General features: G+C 58.3%; 12 protein-coding genes and 1 pseudogene. 5 read left to right on the top strand and 8 right to left on the bottom strand.

All coding sequences use genetic code 11. The annotated features are described in order from the left end of the window. Positions 1 to 113: 113 nt before the first annotated feature. The 4 genes from GMO_RS08115 to GMO_RS08135 all read left to right on the top strand — a co-directional run bounded on the left by GMO_RS08115 (position 114) and on the right by GMO_RS08135 (position 5,222). Positions 114 to 716, top strand: coding sequence for a glutathione S-transferase family protein (locus GMO_RS08115; RefSeq protein WP_008851868.1), 603 nt, complete (start codon positions 114 to 116; stop codon positions 714 to 716). A 146-nt stretch (positions 717 to 862) separates the two neighbouring features. Further along, positions 863 to 2,359, top strand: coding sequence for a mannitol dehydrogenase family protein (locus GMO_RS08120; RefSeq protein ID WP_008851869.1), 1,497 nt, complete (start codon positions 863 to 865; stop codon positions 2,357 to 2,359). Positions 2,360 to 2,456: 97 nt separating this feature from the next. After that, on the top strand, positions 2,457 to 3,209 hold the full coding sequence (locus tag GMO_RS08125; RefSeq protein WP_008851870.1) for a dienelactone hydrolase family protein: 753 nt from the start codon (positions 2,457 to 2,459) through the stop codon (positions 3,207 to 3,209). A gap of 1,038 nt (positions 3,210 to 4,247) precedes the next feature. Further along, entirely contained in the window at positions 4,248 to 5,222 is a 975-nt protein-coding gene (locus GMO_RS08135; RefSeq protein WP_139064414.1) for a hypothetical protein, read from the top strand. 82 nt (positions 5,223 to 5,304) lie between these two features. Here the strand turns inward: GMO_RS08135 and murA are convergent, their stop codons facing one another. From murA to GMO_RS08170, 8 genes and pseudogenes are all read right to left on the bottom strand, one after another. Beyond that, positions 5,305 to 6,561 carry a UDP-N-acetylglucosamine 1-carboxyvinyltransferase gene (gene murA, locus GMO_RS08140; protein WP_008851873.1) on the bottom strand — a complete coding sequence of 419 codons (1,257 nt, stop codon included), beginning with the start codon at positions 6,559 to 6,561 and terminating at the stop codon, positions 5,305 to 5,307. A gap of 23 nt (positions 6,562 to 6,584) precedes the next feature. After that, positions 6,585 to 7,136 (bottom strand): dCTP deaminase, encoded by a 552-nt coding sequence (gene dcd, locus GMO_RS08145; RefSeq protein WP_040508718.1) that lies wholly within the window; start codon positions 7,134 to 7,136, stop codon positions 6,585 to 6,587. Between the two features lie 70 nt (positions 7,137 to 7,206). After that, complete coding sequence (locus GMO_RS08150) at positions 7,207 to 8,115, bottom strand: DMT family transporter (RefSeq protein ID WP_008851875.1); 909 nt, start codon at positions 8,113 to 8,115, stop codon at positions 7,207 to 7,209. 15 nt (positions 8,116 to 8,130) lie between these two features. Next, complete coding sequence (locus tag GMO_RS14395) at positions 8,131 to 8,304, bottom strand: hypothetical protein (protein ID WP_008851876.1); 174 nt, start codon at positions 8,302 to 8,304, stop codon at positions 8,131 to 8,133. Next, a pseudogene (locus GMO_RS08155) lies at positions 8,301 to 9,478 on the bottom strand (glycosyltransferase family 4 protein). Before GMO_RS08155 ends, GMO_RS14395 begins: the two are co-directional and overlap by 4 nt. Before the next feature lie 183 nt (positions 9,479 to 9,661). Further along, entirely contained in the window at positions 9,662 to 11,929 is a 2,268-nt protein-coding gene (locus GMO_RS08160; RefSeq protein WP_008851879.1) for a pyrroloquinoline quinone-dependent dehydrogenase, read from the bottom strand. Continuing rightward, the gene (locus GMO_RS08165) at positions 11,929 to 12,309 is read right to left on the bottom strand and encodes a hypothetical protein (RefSeq protein WP_040508720.1); all 381 of its coding nucleotides are present in this window, start codon (positions 12,307 to 12,309) and stop codon (positions 11,929 to 11,931) included. Before GMO_RS08165 ends, GMO_RS08160 begins: the two co-directional genes overlap by 1 nt. A 163-nt stretch (positions 12,310 to 12,472) precedes the next feature. Then, a complete protein-coding gene (locus GMO_RS08170) occupies positions 12,473 to 13,612 on the bottom strand; it encodes a hypothetical protein (RefSeq protein ID WP_008851881.1) in 1,140 nt (379 codons plus the stop codon). Positions 13,613 to 13,915: 303 nt separating this feature from the next. On the opposite strand from GMO_RS08170, the gene dnaK reads away from it, so the two are divergent. Next, entirely contained in the window at positions 13,916 to 15,817 is a 1,902-nt protein-coding gene (gene dnaK / locus GMO_RS08175) for a molecular chaperone DnaK (protein ID WP_008851882.1), read from the top strand. Positions 15,818 to 15,914: the final 97 nt, after the last annotated feature.

Genomic DNA, 15,914 nt, shown 5'->3' on the forward strand with positions numbered 1-15,914 from the left:
AATCCTGCAGAACGGAAAGATAGCGGAAGCATAAAATGCCCGCGCCTATCCGTCACGCTGGACACGTCCCTGCCCTCGGATCATTCTCTCTAGTCTATGAAGGAGAAAAGTCCATGCGCGTCCTTTATGGCCTTGCCGTTTCCGGTCATGTCCACCGGGTCCGGCTGTTTCTGTCCATCCTGAAGCTCGATTACCGCGCGGTGGAAGTCGCCCCCCATGATCCCGTCGTGGAGGCGCTGAATCCGCTCGGGCAGATTCCTGTCTTTCAGGATGGCGACCTGACGCTTTGCGACAGTAACGCCATCCTCGTCTATCTGGCACGGAAATACGCTCCAGGCAGTTCATGGCTTCCCACCGATCCAATCGGTGAAGCGCATGTCCAGAGATGGTTTTCCATCGCCGCGGGGGAGATCCGCTTCGGGCTGGCCGCAGCTCGTGCCGCCACCCTGTGGAAACACCCGAAGGAAGAACTGCTTGCCGCCCAGGCGCGCGGCCGTCGTTTCCTCCCCATTCTGGAAAAAGCACTGACAGACCGGACATTCCTGACAGGGACCGGACCAACACTCGCCGATCTGGCCTGCTACGCCTATGTGGCCCGCGCACCGGAAGGTGGCCTGTCTCTCGACGCCTGTCCTTCTATCCGGAACTGGCTTCACCGGGTGGAAGCCCTGCCGGGGTTCGTCTCCATGCCGGAGACACAGGAACCTTTTGTATAGGTCTCGCTGTATCAGGTCTGACGATATTTCCGCGGTCTTCGCGGGAACGAGAAGTTTATTAGAAAAAATTCATAAAGGCCAAAACCTATTCCCTCACTTTTTTATGCTCTTAAAAGGGGTCGGTCCTTTCGTTCGGAAGCACCATCATGATCCTGACACCGGAGACGCTGGCCCAGCTGCCAGAGTCGATCCTCACCCTCCCCTATGATCGCAAGACCGTCACACCCGGGATAGCCCATCTCAGTGTAGGCAATTTCCATCGGGCGCATCAGGCGGTCTATGTAGACCGTGCCCTTGCCCTGCCCGGACAGGAGACATGGGGCATTGTCGGCATGGGGGTGCTCGATCACCCCTCCGAAATCGCAAAAGCAGAAGCCCTTCAGAGTCAGAGCGGGCTGTATACGCTGCGCGAATGTCCGCCGAACCGCCCAGACACGGTCCGCGTGGTGAAGTCGCTTGTCGAATACGTCCACGCGCCTTCCGACCGGAAAGCGGCGCTGCATCGCCTGACGGACCCGGCCATCCGCATCGTCACCATGACGATCACCGAAGGTGGCTACTACACGGATGAGAATGGCCGCTTCATGACGGATAATCCCGTCATTGCCGCCGATATCCATCGTGAAATCCCGGAAACAGTGTTCGGCCTTCTGGCGGAGGCCCTGCGCCTGCGCCGCGATGCCGGAACGGCGCCTTTCACGATCCTGTCCTGTGACAATGTCCCGGCGAACGGGGACATCGCCCGCAATGCCGTGCTGTCCTTTGCGAAGCTTCGGGATGCTACCCTTGCGGAATGGATCGGGCAGAACGTCGCCTTTCCATCCTGCATGGTGGACCGCATCACGCCAGCAGTCCGTGCGGAGGATATCCAGCGGCTGGATGCCGAAAGCGGCATTGATGACCGTGCGCCGCTTTACTGCGAGGATTTCATCCAGTGGGTCGTGGAGGATAAATTCCCGAACGGTCGTCCGGCCTGGGAGCAGACAGGCGTCCTGTTCACGGATGACGTCGAGCCTTATGAGCGCGTCAAGCTGCGGATGCTGAACGCATCGCATTCCATGCTGTCGCTACCCGGCGTCCTGATGGGATACCGTTTCGTCAGCGAGGCAATGCAGGACGATCACCTCTTCCGTCTGCTCCAGCAGTTTCTCGGCTGGGATGCGGAACCCCATCTGACCGCCCCTCCAGGCATCAGCCTGCCCGATTATGGCGCGCTTCTGCTTGAACGTTTCCGTAACCCGGCTGTCAATGACCAGCTTTTGCGCATCACGTCCGACAGCACGTCCAAACTACCGGTCTTCGTGCGTCCCACGGCAGAAGCCGTTGTGAAGGAAAACGGGGACATGCGGCGCATCGCGTTCCTTCTGGCCTGCTACTGCGCCTATCTGGGCGGCCGGGACGACACCGAGGCGTTCTATGACATTACCGAACCCCGTCTCTCCGATGCGGACCGTACCCTCGTCACCGCCGCCGATCCGGCCCGGGCTCTGGACATGACAGTCTTTGCAGGATGGGGCCTGACGGACAATCCGGCGTTCGTGAATCTGTTTGTCGCCATGCGAACGGCGCTGAAGACTGACGGGACGGCCGCCACGCTGGCAAACCTCGTCTCCCAGCCCGCCGACGCCACGGTTACAGCCTGATACCTTCTGCTCCCGGCCTGTCCGGGAGCAGTTTTTCCCCGGTCTGACATCACCGGTGCTCACAGTTTCCGCCCGTTCAGGACAAGGGTTTCCCGCCATGCTGATCCGCATTGACGAACATGTCGATCTTGCGACACCAACCGGCCCGATGCGCGTACATGTCTTCCGGCCCGTGGCGGCCGGAAAATACCCAGCAGTGATCCTGTATTCGGAAATCTATCAGGTAACAGCGCCAATCGAACGTCTGGCTGCCATGATTGCCGGTCAGGGTTATGTGGTTGTGATTCCCGAAGTCTATCACGAATACGAAGCGCCCGGCACGGCGCTCGCTTACGACAAAGCTGGCACGGACCGGGGTAATGAGCTGAAATATACCAAACCGGTGGCGGCTTTCGACAGTGACACCGCAACCATGATCGACTGGCTGCATGGTTACGCACCCTGTTCAGGCGCGATAGGTGCCTTCGGCGTCTGTCTTGGAGGGCATCTGGCCTACCGGGCTGCCCTGCACCCGGCCGTAAAGGCGACAGCCTGCTTTTACGCCACTGACCTGCACAGCGCGACGCTTGGTGCCGGAAAATCTGATGATTCCCTACGCCGTGCTGACGGGATTTCCGGTGAGCTCATGATGGTCTGGGGCCAGTCCGATCCACACGTTCCGTATGAAGGCCGCCGCATTATCCGGGACCGACTGGAAGAAGCCGGGATCACGCTGGAATGGCATGAAGTAGGCGGACAGCATGCCTTCCTGCGTGATGGTGCCCCCCGGTTCGATGCCGCCCTGTATCTTCAGGCCATGAGCTGGACCAACGCCCTGTTCCAACGTGCGCTGCTGCACGCCCCAACCTAATTTTCCCACAAAGGACATCATTTGCGAACGGTTTGTGAAAAATCAGGAAAGCACTATCCGTACTTTCTCAACGGATAGAAAGATCAAACACGGGACAAGGCATCGGATCGATGATCTCGGTGCCCGGTTGACCCCACGGAACTGACCAGAGGAGTATCTGAAGCCAGACGGCTGATCGCAATGGCGGCCTATACCGGCTTTCCAGTTTCGATCATTCCCATCATCACATCCGGGGTGGCGGGAACCGTAATGTCCAGACGTCAGCATCAACATGAAGACGCTCGGCAAAATTATCTCGGTCTGAGTGACCAGACTGCCCGTGACCATCCTGATTGCAGCCATCGTATTCCATTTTTTCGTCTGATGGCCGTTCCTGCCTCATATCCGGGACGGATAGAACCGCAGGAATGCCCCTGCGATCCTGTTTCAGAGCTGCGGTCCATACGGAATCACTGTTCGCTTTCGGACAGAAGCCAAAAAAATTTCTGTCAGGATCAGAAATTGAAATATATACCTCATGCGAAACGGTTAAGCCTGATTCAGTAAGAAAACAGAAATTTAACAGCATTCATTTCAGATACGAGGTTTTTGACAGTGAAATCGATTTTGAAAGGCCTCGTTTTCTTCGGAATCTGGGCATTCATTCTCTTTGCCTATGACGCCCTGTCTTCCCCATGCACATCAAAAAACCCTTATCTTATCCTGGGAATTATCTGCGGCTTTCTGATCGGAATTCAGCAGGTATTTTCTGCCTTCCTTCTGTCTCTTCTGGCACTCCTTCTTCTGAAGATACTTAAAATATCAGCAAAATTTGGAAGCAGTTATTCCAAATTATTACTATTGCATGGAATATTCACGATCTGTTTGTTCGTTACACTCGGAATTGCTGCGCTTGGTGGACTTTATTTCCTGCGCCGCCTTTGCCTGACAGGGAAACTGGATCCATTTCCATCGCTGAAAGCTTTTCTCGAAACGTTCAGCGGACTGTCTGACAAACCAACTTCAATCTTTAGGACGGGGCGGCATTTTCCGTCTGATTTGCAGATCAGCCAGGATTTTTTCGTCCTTGAACTCGACGATCAGGGCATGGCGTTCGACCCTGGAAAAATCACGTCCATCATTCAAGATATCGAAAAAGCTGCAGCTACCCCGGAAGCGCAGATCGTGATCATCACGTTCATCCACGGATGGAATCACAATGCCGCCCCGACAGACAGAAACCTCATAGATTTCAGCAACTACATTGCCAGACTCAGAGCGGTATCGCCCGGGAAAGCCGTCATGGGAATTTATGTCGGCTGGCAAGGGCAGCGCTATAACAATTTCATTCAGAAGAGCATCACGTTCTACGACCGCTCCAGACGCACAAGGATCATCTCGGAAGGAAGTCTGCTCGAACTGGTCACACGTCTGGGCGAACTGCGGGTCATGTACAACACCAGCCCTGCAGGAGGAGGAAAAAACCAGGGCAGGATAAGGGTCTATCACTGGGGACACAGCTTTGGAGGCGCCATTCTCTACGCCGCCATGAGCCGAGAAATTTCAAGTTACTGTAGGGGCGTCCTTGGCCAGACCTGCTGTGACAGGGTTTTCCTCATCAATCCCGCGACCGAAGGAATATTCTTCCTTTCGACATATCAGGCTCTGAACGCTCTACCGCTTTCTTCATTGCCCTCCTCAGAGGGACATGATCCATTTTTCCTGTGTCTGACATCCCGGACAGACAGAGACCTCAGCAGGTTGTTCCGACTGGCCAAGTTTCTCAGGATCACGACCGAATCATACCGTACGGCGCTTGAAGAGATCTGTCTTTACACGCCTCTGGGACTTGTGCCGCAGTTCGTGACGCATAACGGACAGTCCGTGAATGGCGCTTTGGTCCTGACTGCCGTTTCCCAGTCTGGCGTCCCTTACCTGAGAAACCCGCGCGTAACAGTCGCGATGGTTGATGAAGCCGTCATCAAGGACCACAACGACATCTTCAAAGATGAACTTCTGAAATACTTCTCATAACAACGGCGCCCGGAGCCGTTTCTGGAAAAACCGGCTCCGGGCAGTTTTCACGATCTTCTTCCAGATTCGTTATTCATTTTCTTCAGTCCGAAACGCGCTCGATATTCGCGCCACAGGCAGCCAGCTTGCGATCCACGCCTTCATAACCGCGATCCAGATGATAGATGCGGCTGAGCTGCGTTTCGCCTTCCGCCGCCAGTCCGGCCAGGATGAGGGAGAAGGATGCCCGCAGGTCCGTCGCCATCACAGGCGCACCGGAGAGCTTTGGCACGCCACGGATAATCGCGGAACGGCCATGCGGGTTGATCCGTGCGCCCATCCGGTTGAGTTCGGGAACATGCATGAAGCGGTTCTCGAAGATCGTCTCCGTAATGAGGGACGCTCCTTCGGCAATGGACAGCATGGCCATGAACTGCGCCTGCATGTCCGTCGGAAAGCCGGGATAGGGCTCCGTCATGATGTCCACGCCGCTCAGGCTTCCGCTCCGGCGGACGCGGAGGCCTCGTTCTTCTTCCAGAACCTCGACGCCTGTTTCCTCCAGCGTGCGAATGACAGCGCCGAGATCCTGTGCGCGACCGCCCACCAGAAGCAGATCACCCCCTGTGATCCCGGCAGCACAGGCATAGGTGCCACACTCGATGCGATCAGGCATGACGGCATAATTCGCGCCATGCAGGCTCTCCACGCCGTCAATCACCAGCGTGCCCGATCCTTCACCCGTAACTTTCGCGCCCATGGCATTCAGGCAATGGACGAGATCGCTGATTTCCGGCTCACGTGCGGCATTGACGATCTCTGTGCGCCCTTTGGCCAGAGTGGCGGCCATCAGCAGGTTTTCCGTCGCACCGACGCTTGCGAAAGGCAGGACGATCCTGTCTCCCTTCAGGCCATTGGGTGCCGTCGCATTGATATAGCCGTTTTCCAGACGGATCTCCGCCCCCAGCGTTTCAAGCCCCTTGAGATGCATGTCCACCGGACGGGTTCCGATGGCGCACCCCCCGGGCAGGGAGACTTTCGCTTCCCGCGCGCGGGAAAGAAGCGGACCGAGCACCAGAATGGACGCCCGCATCTTGGAGACAATATCATACGGCGCTTCAACCGATGCGATTTCTCCACCGATGGAAAGGGTGCGCGGCGCGACTTCCTCCACCGAGAGACCAAGCCTCATCAGGAGATCGCGCATCGTGCGGATATCAGCAATCTGCGGGACATTGGACAGGACGAGGCGCTCCGCCGTCAGAAGCCCGGCGACCATGAGCTTGAGGCCGGAATTCTTGGCCCCGCTGATCTCGATTTCACCGGAGAGGCGCTGTCCGCCACGAATAATGAAACGGTCCATGATGCGTTCCCTGGTCGGGCCTTTCAGAGACGGGGCGTGGTGACGCCGGACTGGCGCATGTATTTGCCGGCACGGTCGGCATAGCTGACTTCGCAGGGGCCCGCACCCTGGAAGAACAGGAACTGGCAGATGCCTTCATTCGCGTAGATCCGCGCCGGAAGTGGCGTGGTGTTGCTGATCTCGATCGTCACCTGCCCCTCCCATTCCGGTTCCAGCGGCGTGACATTCACGATGATGCCGCAGCGCGCATAAGTGGACTTGCCGAGACACACCACCAGCGTATCGCGCGGAATACGGAAATACTCGACCGTATGGGCCAGCGCGAAGCTGTTGGGTGGGATGATGATGTCGCCCTTGCGTGTGACGAAACTGTTGCCTGCAAAATTCTTCGGATCGACGATCGCACTGTCCACATCCGTGAAGATCTTGAAGTCTTCAGCCACACGCGCGTCGTAACCATAGGATGACAGGCCATAGGAAATGACACCGTCGCACTTCTGGGCTTCGACGAACGGTTCGATCATGCCGTGTTCCTGAGCCATCTGGCGGATCCATGTATCGGGCATGACAGACAAGGGGCATTACTCCTGGGCGCGGGGGATGACCTGCTCTAGCGATCCGCCGCTCTTCACGCAATGTGTCACTTCAGTCATTTTTCGTGAGCGACTGTTGCCCTTTTACCAGCCATGCGGGACGGAGCTCGCTGACCAGCACTCCCCCTACGATGAGTGCGGCTCCCAGAAGCGTACTCTTTCCCAGTGCATCACCTGCCAGCCATCCGACCAGACCGCCCCAGACCGGTTCCCCAGCATAAATGACCGCTGCACGGGTGGGTGAAACCGATTTCTGCGCCCAGTTCATGACAAGCTGCACTAGGGCGCTCAACCCTCCTAGGGCTGCCGCGCAAGATAACCAGATCCACGAAAAGGATGGCACACCCTCACCCGTCACGATCATCAGGGCAAAAGAAAACAGGCTTCCTGCAAGGAGCTGCGCGACCGTGATACGAAAGCTGTCCACTCCCCGTGCGAACAGACTGATGAGGATGATCTCCGTAGCGATACAGGTCGCCGCCAGAAAGGTCAGCAGGTCCCCCAGCCCGAAGGACAGGGACAACGCAGCCGGACCGGCCAGAACCACCAGCCCGGCAAACGCCAGCCCGATTCCGACCCAGCTCATGAGATGTGGCGCCTTGCGCAGGAAAATCCATTGCAGGACAGGAACCAGCGGAATGTAGAGCGCCGTGATGAAAGCCGATCGGCTGCTGGCGATGTCCCGCAGGCCGGCACTCTGGAGGATGTATCCACAGGCCAAGGCAATCCCGATCAACGCGCCGGAACGGATTTCGCGCTGGCTGATGTCCAGCATCCGTCGCCCGGCGATCAGCGCAACACACAGACCACCCAGCGCGAAGCGGACGCCCACGAAAAGCATGGGCCCGCAATGCTGCATGGCAATATGCAGGACCAGAAACGTCCCACCCCAGAGGGCCGTGACGATACCGAGCGCCACTTCCTGCCAGCTGGGCAGGACAAGACCAGAAGAGGTTGTCATGAATGGCGGGCCTGGTCAGTCGGAAGCAGGGCCGTCGCCCTCGGGACGCGCACGCTGCTGCTGTTTGCGCCTGAGAAGATTGGCGCGCAGGGCCTTGGCCTCACGCGCGCGGCGTTCCTCTTGGGCCGCCGGTGCCCGATCCGTGAAATGGGGAGCGGAGGGCTTTGAGGCCCCATCATCGGTTTTCATCGTACTTGTCCTTCGAACGTTTCCCGCAAATGAATACCCAGAAGCTCGTCATAGACTCCAAGAGTCGCAGCCTGCATCTGACGGATGGTGTAATGTCTGAGAACATGGGCGCGGGCCTTTTCCGCCAGCCAGTCCAGCGCATCCTGAGGAGCGGACAGGACAGATGCGAGCGCCGCGGCCAGGGCAGGCGCATCATCAGGCGGGACAACGAGACCTGTTTCCCCAGGCAGGACGGTCTCCATCATGGCACCCTGCGAAGTGCCAATCACCGGACGTCCCATCATCTGCGCTTCTACAAGCGTCCGGCCGAAAGGTTCAGGCCGCAGCGACGGCGCCACAACAACGCTCGCCAGAGCACAGGCGGCGGGTATGTCAGCGCAGTTCCCCGCGAAACGGACATGGTCCTGAAGACCCAGCTCCCGGACGCGCCGTCCCAGCGCCTGCGCGAATTTCCGGTCCGTTTCAGGCCCCGTCAGGACACAGACCCATGCCGTCTCCGTCATGCGCCGTAACAGCGCAAGCGCCTCGATCAGGACGCCCTGTCCTTTCCATCGGGTCAGACGCGCCGGCATAAAGATCACCTTCGCATCGTCAGGGAGATCCCAGGCCTCAGCCAGCGTCTGGATCTGTTCGCCAGAGACCGCATCCGGGCTGAAGAGCCGGGGATCAGCTCCGCGCGGAATGGTCCGCAGCCGGTCGTCTGTCACGCCGTATTCGCGTTTCATCCGGCCGGCGATGAAATCCGAGATCGCAATAACGCGCGCGCCACGCGCTAGAACGGAATTGTAGCGCCGTTTCCCCCACCATTTCGCCTCATGAACGCCATGCCATGTCGTCACGAGGGGGATTCCCTCCCGGCGGCAGGCCAGCCAGGCCGACCATGCCGGAACGCGGGAGCGGGCATGGACCAGATCCACCCCCTGTTCACGAATCAGACGTTGCAAATCCCGCGCACGACGACGGATGGCAAAAGGCGATTTTTTTTCAGATCGAGCGGAACATGTATGGCTCCGGCATGACGAAGCTGAACCAGCAGCGGTCCCGGCCGCGAAGCGACCAGCGCCCGACCGCCTCCTATAGTAATGGCGGAGGCAATTTCCACCGCACCCCGTTCCAGACCACCTGTACTCAGGGCAGGCAGAACCTGAAGAATGACGGGAGGACGATGGGTCATGGATGTGTTGGCGAGCCGCTCTGGAAAGGTGATCCCGAAAGAAGGCTGCCTATGGGCCGTTTCGACCGTCCAACTTGCATGGCAGAAACACCAAAGGGAGACTTCCTGCCATTTCTAGCACGAAAATCTCCCCCTGACGATGGACTGTGGCGGATGTGCAATGTATTTCCGCCACGCCTGTAATCAGCCCTTGTTATCGGGCAGTTTGAAGACGACCAGCTGGTCGGTCACCGGTGTCATCATGAAGTGATGACCACCTGCCATGATCGCAACGTACTGGTGGCCATTGGCCTCATACGTCATCGGATTGGCCTGACCACCACCCGGCAGGACGTGCTCCCACAGAACCTTGCCTGTCCGCTCGTCGATGGCACGGATCTGGTTGTCTGTAGCCGCAGCGATGAAGATCACGCCTCCGGCCGTCACGACGGAACCGCCGTTGTTCGGAGTACCGATTTCCCAGGGCAGTCCGGTCGGCAGACCCCACGGACCATTGGCACGGGCCGTACCCAGCGGGTGCTGCCACAGGACCTTCTGGCCATGCTTCATGTCGATGGCCGTAATCATGCCATAGGGCGGACGGTTGCACATCATGCCCGTGTACTGATCCCAGAACGGCGTCACAACGATACCGTAAGGCGTTCCTTCCATGGCACCATTACCCTCGGCGCCACCGCCACCCGGTTTGTAGTTCGGATCGTCGACCGGCATCAGGCCAAGCTGGTCGGCCTTCTTGCGGGTCACAAGCTGATCATACATCGGCGTGACGTTCCAGTTCGCGATCAGGATGCCGCTTTTGGGATCGTAGGACATGGAGCCCCAGTCGCTGCCGCCGTTATAACCCGGATATTCGATCCAGGGCTTGTCGACGCTCGGCGGCGTGAACTCACCCACATAATTCGCACGACGGAACTTGATGCGGCAGAAGAGCTGGTCGATGGGGGACATGCCCCACATGTCTTTCTCTTTCATGTCCGGCAGACGCAGGGCTGGCATTCCGGTGGACCAAGGCTGCGTCGGAGACCGCGGATCGCCTGGGATCACACCTGGAGACGGTGCAGGACGTTCCTCGACCGGCAGAATGGGCTGACCCGTCCGACGATCAAGCACAAAAGTCTGCCCGCGTTTGGTCGGCATGATGAGGGCGGGAACGGTCTGTCCGTCCTGACCCGGCATGTCGATCTTGGTGGCCTGGGAGCCGATGTCATAATCCCACACGTCCTTATGGACAGTCTGGAAGACCCAGCGCGGGGAACCCGTCTTGACGTCAATCGCCACAACAGCAGACGAAACCTTGTTTTCCAGCGGACTACGCAGCGCGCTGTAATAGTCCGAGGCCGAGTTGCCGGTCGGGACGTACACAAGACCAAGCTCGTTGTCGCCGGTCATGGCCGCCCACGAGTTCGGGGTTCCACGGCTGTAATGATTATTGCCGGTCGGCTGGTTATGATCGTCCGGGTTATTGACGTCCCATGCCCAGACGAACTTGCCGCTTTCAGCGTCATAGCCACGGATCACACCGGATGGCGCCCAGCGGCGCTGACCGTCGAGAACCTCATGGTTCACAACCACCACGCCATTCACCACCGGCGGCGGCGTGGTCATGGATACGAAGCCCGGGACGGACTCACCCAGACCCTGCATCAGGTTGATCTGACCGTTAAAGCCAAAGCTCTGACAGGCATTGCCGGTATCAGCGTCCACTTCCACCAGACGCATGTCCAGCGTGGCTTCTATGATCCGGTTGTGACAGGGCTGTCCTTCCGGAACCTGTGACGACGTGAAGTATGTCACACCCTTGCAGGCAGCTGTGTAGGGAATGGACTCGTATTTGACGCCCAGATTGTGACGCCAGATCTCCTTACCCGTCGTCGGGTCGAGCTTCATGATGTCATTGAGGGCCGAACACATGTACAGACCGTCACCCACCTTGATCGGCGTGGTTTCGGCAGCCCACTTGTTGACCTGTCCCTTACGGGGATAGCTGCCCGTATGATAGACGAAGGCTTCCTGAAGCTGGGATGCGTTCTCCGGTGTAATTTCCGACAGCGGAGAATAACGGGTCTCACTATCGTCATTGCCATAGGCAGCCCAGTCACCGGCTGCAGGGCTGGCGCTCTGCTGCGGGACCATCTGGGGCACCTGGCTAGGATCCAAAGACGGATCGTCGGGAAGGTTGGCCGCATTGACGCCCGGTGCCTGAGGGGCATAAGGGGACGGGCCGGCGAAAAAGCCTTTCTGAGCCGGGGTCTGTGCCGTCGGCTCGTAGGGGTTACCGCGGTCACCGGACGTGTTTCCGTTTTCCGATGCCGTCGTACCGTTTCCCAGACCTGGAACGGTCGGAGATGGCGGGCCGCCCGTACCGGACGGTGCGAACTGGGCATTGGCGGCGAACGGAGCACAGACCAGCGAAAGACAGGCTGCGGTCGCGAAAAGTTGGGACCGGCGCATCAGACAGCTCCTCTCAGAGTACGGCGGGCTTCCATCCGACGCAGGGCAGGAATGGTCAGGGCCACGAGAATACCGAGAAGAGTCGGCCCGAAAGCACGGGGAAGAAGGTCAACGGGGCTGAAACCAACTTCCCAGAAAGACCAGATCCAGGTGTAAGCTAGAGCACCGAGATAAAGGAACGCTCCCAGAGTACGCCCCATCACCATGAAAACACCGCTCGCCAGAAGCACGATGCCACAGATCACATAATAGGTAGAGCCACCGAGCATGGCGAGATCCGCCCCTCCGATGACAAAAAACAGAGCCACCAGAACGATTACGATCCCCAGAAGGATAACAAGCCATTCCACGGGGGTTCTGTTGCCGTAAGTATTCGGCATAACCAAAAGCCTCCTTGATTGATGGACAAACGGTAAGTCCATAAGTCTAAGGAGGTCCATAATCCTTCGATGGCGTTTTAGTGACAAATTCGTGTTCAGAAAAGATAGCCACACTTTTTAGTGAAAATAATCATTTTCAGAACACATTCCTATTACTTGCCTTTTACCCGGCTGGAATCGTTACCACGGCACCCGCTGTATGGTTGGTAGCAGCGAGAGCCGCCAAAACCTGAACCATCGTAAATGCCAGTTTGCTCTGGAAATCCTTGTCATCGATCCAGAACCATGTGTCTTCATACTCCACGGCCGCATAGCGCTTGTTCGGAGCGTGCTTGCCGGAATGAATCAGCACTTCCGGACGATTCTCGATCCCGACCTGACCGATGGTAGGCGGAGTGCGGCCACTCTTGATGTCCCCCTCCGGAACTTCGACCTCATAGGCAAGCTGCGTGAGCATGGCGAGCATCGAGCGTGTAAGAATGGCGATCTGCCCCGGATGCTTGGGATAGGGCCCGTACACGATCTCGGCTTCCTCCGCATGGACATCGAGATGTAACAGTCTGCGGACTTCCGCCTGAATGGACAGGAGATTGCTGTCCGAGGTCGATGTCAGAACAAGATAGGCATGCTCAGCGCTGTTTCCGCCCCCGTTGTCGGACTTGCCGCCACTATTATTCCCTTTCTTGTTGTTCCCCCCCTGAGCGGGTGGTGCATCGGTCGTGATCCGGATGGTCATGGCGCCAGCGATCTGAAGCTGACGCAGATCGTGCAGCAGAAGGTAGAATCGCACGGACCCACCACCGAACGGCCCGGCCCCCAGACCGCGGACGTTTGACAGGCCATCAATCGACTGGGCCGTCAGACGCAGCAGTGTATCAATGGGCAGGCCACCGAGACTGAGCGGCATGATGACGGTGGGAGAAATAGGCCTGACAACGTTTTCAGCATATTGCTGACCGGTCACGGGCTGATATGTGAAGGTCGGACTTTCACCGGCCGTCATGGTTCCCGTTCCGAACAGGTAATTGCCCACTGCCGTGGCGGGATAGGCATAAAACCCGCCGCTCACGCTTTCCGAAAGGCTATATCCGGCAATGACCTGCGTGGTGTCGAGGAAGGTCGGGGGATCAGCATAGCGCAGGCGGACGATGTTCAGGAGCATTTCATGCTTCTGGCTATCCCCAAGTGCACGGGAATATTCGAGCTGGTCATTTCGCAGATGTCCCGGCCCGAGAGGACCGCAGGCGGAAAGACAGGCAAGAGTAGCCACCAGCGTGGCATGACGGATCGGATGTTTCGGCATGGCTGGACTGGAGACTGGACCATTGAACGGGGAAGCGGAAGCCATATCTCTCCTAAAAAGAGCGGGGGATTTCTGAAATTCTCTCCACAATTCTTCTGGGAGTAGGCCCGTTCTCTCTGTTCGTGCCACTTGAAATTCATGACACATATGACAGAAATCTCTGGGAACGGTTCTTGAAAGGAAACATCCCCTTTCCTAGATCAAGAGTCGAAACACGGGCCTGTGAAGGGTCCGCACTGACGTCAAGGGTTCGCCCTGGTGCCTGACAGGGCCGGGACGGACCGCTGAAAGGACAAAAAGCATATGAGCAAAGTTATCGGTATTGACCTCGGTACCACCAACTCCTGCGTCGCCGTACGCGAGGGTGACGAAACGAAGGTCATCGAGAATAGCGAAGGCGCACGCACGACCCCGTCCATGGTTGCTTTCACCGAAAACGGTGAGCGCCTCGTCGGTCAGGCCGCAAAGCGTCAGGCTGTCACCAATCCGTCCAATACCTTCTATGCCGTCAAGCGTCTGATCGGCCGCCGCTACGACGATCCGACCGTCCAGAAGGACAAGGAGATGGTGCCGTATGCCATCGTCCGTGGTGACAATGGCGATGCATGGGTTGAGGCCCGCGGCGAGAAGTATGCTCCGGCGCAGATCTCCGCCTTCGTACTCGGTAAGATGAAGGAAACGGCTGAAGCCTATCTTGGCGAGACCGTGACGCAGGCCGTCATCACCGTTCCGGCCTACTTCAACGATGCACAGCGTCAGGCAACGCGTGACGCGGGCAAGATCGCCGGTCTGGAAGTCCTGCGTATCATCAACGAGCCGACCGCCGCCGCTCTGGCTTACGGCCTTGGCAAGCGTGATTCCGGCACAGTTGCTGTCTATGACCTTGGTGGTGGTACGTTCGACGTCTCCATCCTCGAGATCTCCGATGGCGTGATCGAAGTGAAGTCCACGAACGGTGATACGTTCCTGGGGGGTGAAGACTTCGATAACCGCATCATCGGTTACCTGGCTGATGAGTTCAAGAAAGACCAGGGCATTGACCTGCGCGGTGACAAGCTCGCCCTGCAGCGCCTGAAGGAAGCGGCCGAGAAGGCCAAGATCGAGCTGTCTTCCTCCAAGGAGACCGAGATCAACCTGCCGTTCATCACGGCTGACGCTTCCGGTCCGAAGCACCTTGTCGTCAAGCTGACCCGCGCCAAGCTGGAAAGTCTCGTCGACGACCTGATCCAGCGGACACTCGGCCCGTGCCGTGCCGCCATCAAGGACGCCGGCGTCTCCACCAGCGAAATCGATGAAGTCATCCTCGTCGGCGGCATGACCCGTATGCCGAAGGTCATCGAAGCGGTTAAGGAATTCTTCGGCAAGGATCCTGCCCGCAACGTCAATCCTGACGAAGTGGTCGCTATTGGTGCAGCCGTTCAGGGCGCCGTCCTGAAGGGTGATGTCAAAGACGTCCTGCTCCTCGACGTAACGCCGCTGTCACTCGGTATCGAGACGCTGGGTGGTGTCTTCACCCGTCTGATCGACCGCAACACGACGATCCCGACGAAGAAGAGCCAGACCTTCTCCACGGCCGAAGACAACCAGAACGCCGTGACCATCAAGGTCTATCAGGGCGAACGCGAAATGGCGGCTGACAACAAGCTGCTGGGCAACTTTGACCTGACGGGCATTGCTCCGGCCCCGCGTGGCGTGCCGCAGATCGAAGTCACGTTCGACATCGACGCCAACGGCATTGTCAACGTGTCCGCCAAGGACAAGGCGACGGGCAAGGAACAGCAGATCAAGATCCAGGCTTCTGGCGGTCTGTCCGAGTCCGACGTCGAGCGCATGGTCAAGGACGCCGAAGCGAATGCCGCGGCCGACAAGGCGAAGCGTGAGCAGGTCGAACTGCGCAACAGCACGGAAAGCCTGATCAACCAGACCGAAAAGTCTCTGACCGAGGCTGGTGACAAGGTGCCGGCTGCTGACAAGTCCGAAGCTGAAGCTGCGATCGCCGCTGCCCGCGAGGCTCTGAACGGAGACAACGCGGAAGCTCTGAAGAGCGCCAGCGAGCGTCTGACGCAGGCCGCCATGAAGGTCGGTCAGGCTGCTTACCAGGCCCAGCAGGGTGCTGAAGGTGCAGCTCCGGAAGGCGAGAAAAAGGACGAGAACGTCGTCGATGCCGACTTCGAAGACCTCGAAGACGACAGCAAGAAGCATTGATCGGGTGACTTCCCGGGATGGGGCAACCTGCCCCATCCGACTTGTTTTCGAAGGGGCGCCCGTTCCCGCAAGGGGGTGGGCGCCGTTTCTCGTTTGG

The sequence above is a fragment of the Gluconobacter morbifer G707 genome (assembly GCF_000234355.1).
In the GTDB taxonomy this organism is placed as follows: domain Bacteria; phylum Pseudomonadota; class Alphaproteobacteria; order Acetobacterales; family Acetobacteraceae; genus Gluconobacter; species Gluconobacter morbifer.

Coding starts and splice junctions, on each gene's coding strand:
- GMO_RS08115 (WP_008851868.1), top strand. CDS start 114: ATGCGCGTCCTTTATGGCCTTGCCGTTTCCGGTCATGTCCACCGGGTC.
- GMO_RS08120 (WP_008851869.1), top strand. CDS start 863: ATGATCCTGACACCGGAGACGCTGGCCCAGCTGCCAGAGTCGATCCTC.
- GMO_RS08125 (WP_008851870.1), top strand. CDS start 2,457: ATGCTGATCCGCATTGACGAACATGTCGATCTTGCGACACCAACCGGC.
- murA (WP_008851873.1), bottom strand. CDS start 6,561: ATGGACCGTTTCATTATTCGTGGCGGACAGCGCCTCTCCGGTGAAATC.
- GMO_RS08150 (WP_008851875.1), bottom strand. CDS start 8,115: ATGACAACCTCTTCTGGTCTTGTCCTGCCCAGCTGGCAGGAAGTGGCG.
- GMO_RS14395 (WP_008851876.1), bottom strand. CDS start 8,304: ATGAAAACCGATGATGGGGCCTCAAAGCCCTCCGCTCCCCATTTCACG.
- GMO_RS08160 (WP_008851879.1), bottom strand. CDS start 11,929: ATGCGCCGGTCCCAACTTTTCGCGACCGCAGCCTGTCTTTCGCTGGTC.
- GMO_RS08165 (WP_040508720.1), bottom strand. CDS start 12,309: ATGCCGAATACTTACGGCAACAGAACCCCCGTGGAATGGCTTGTTATC.
- GMO_RS08170 (WP_008851881.1), bottom strand. CDS start 13,612: ATGCCGAAACATCCGATCCGTCATGCCACGCTGGTGGCTACTCTTGCC.
- dnaK (WP_008851882.1), top strand. CDS start 13,916: ATGAGCAAAGTTATCGGTATTGACCTCGGTACCACCAACTCCTGCGTC.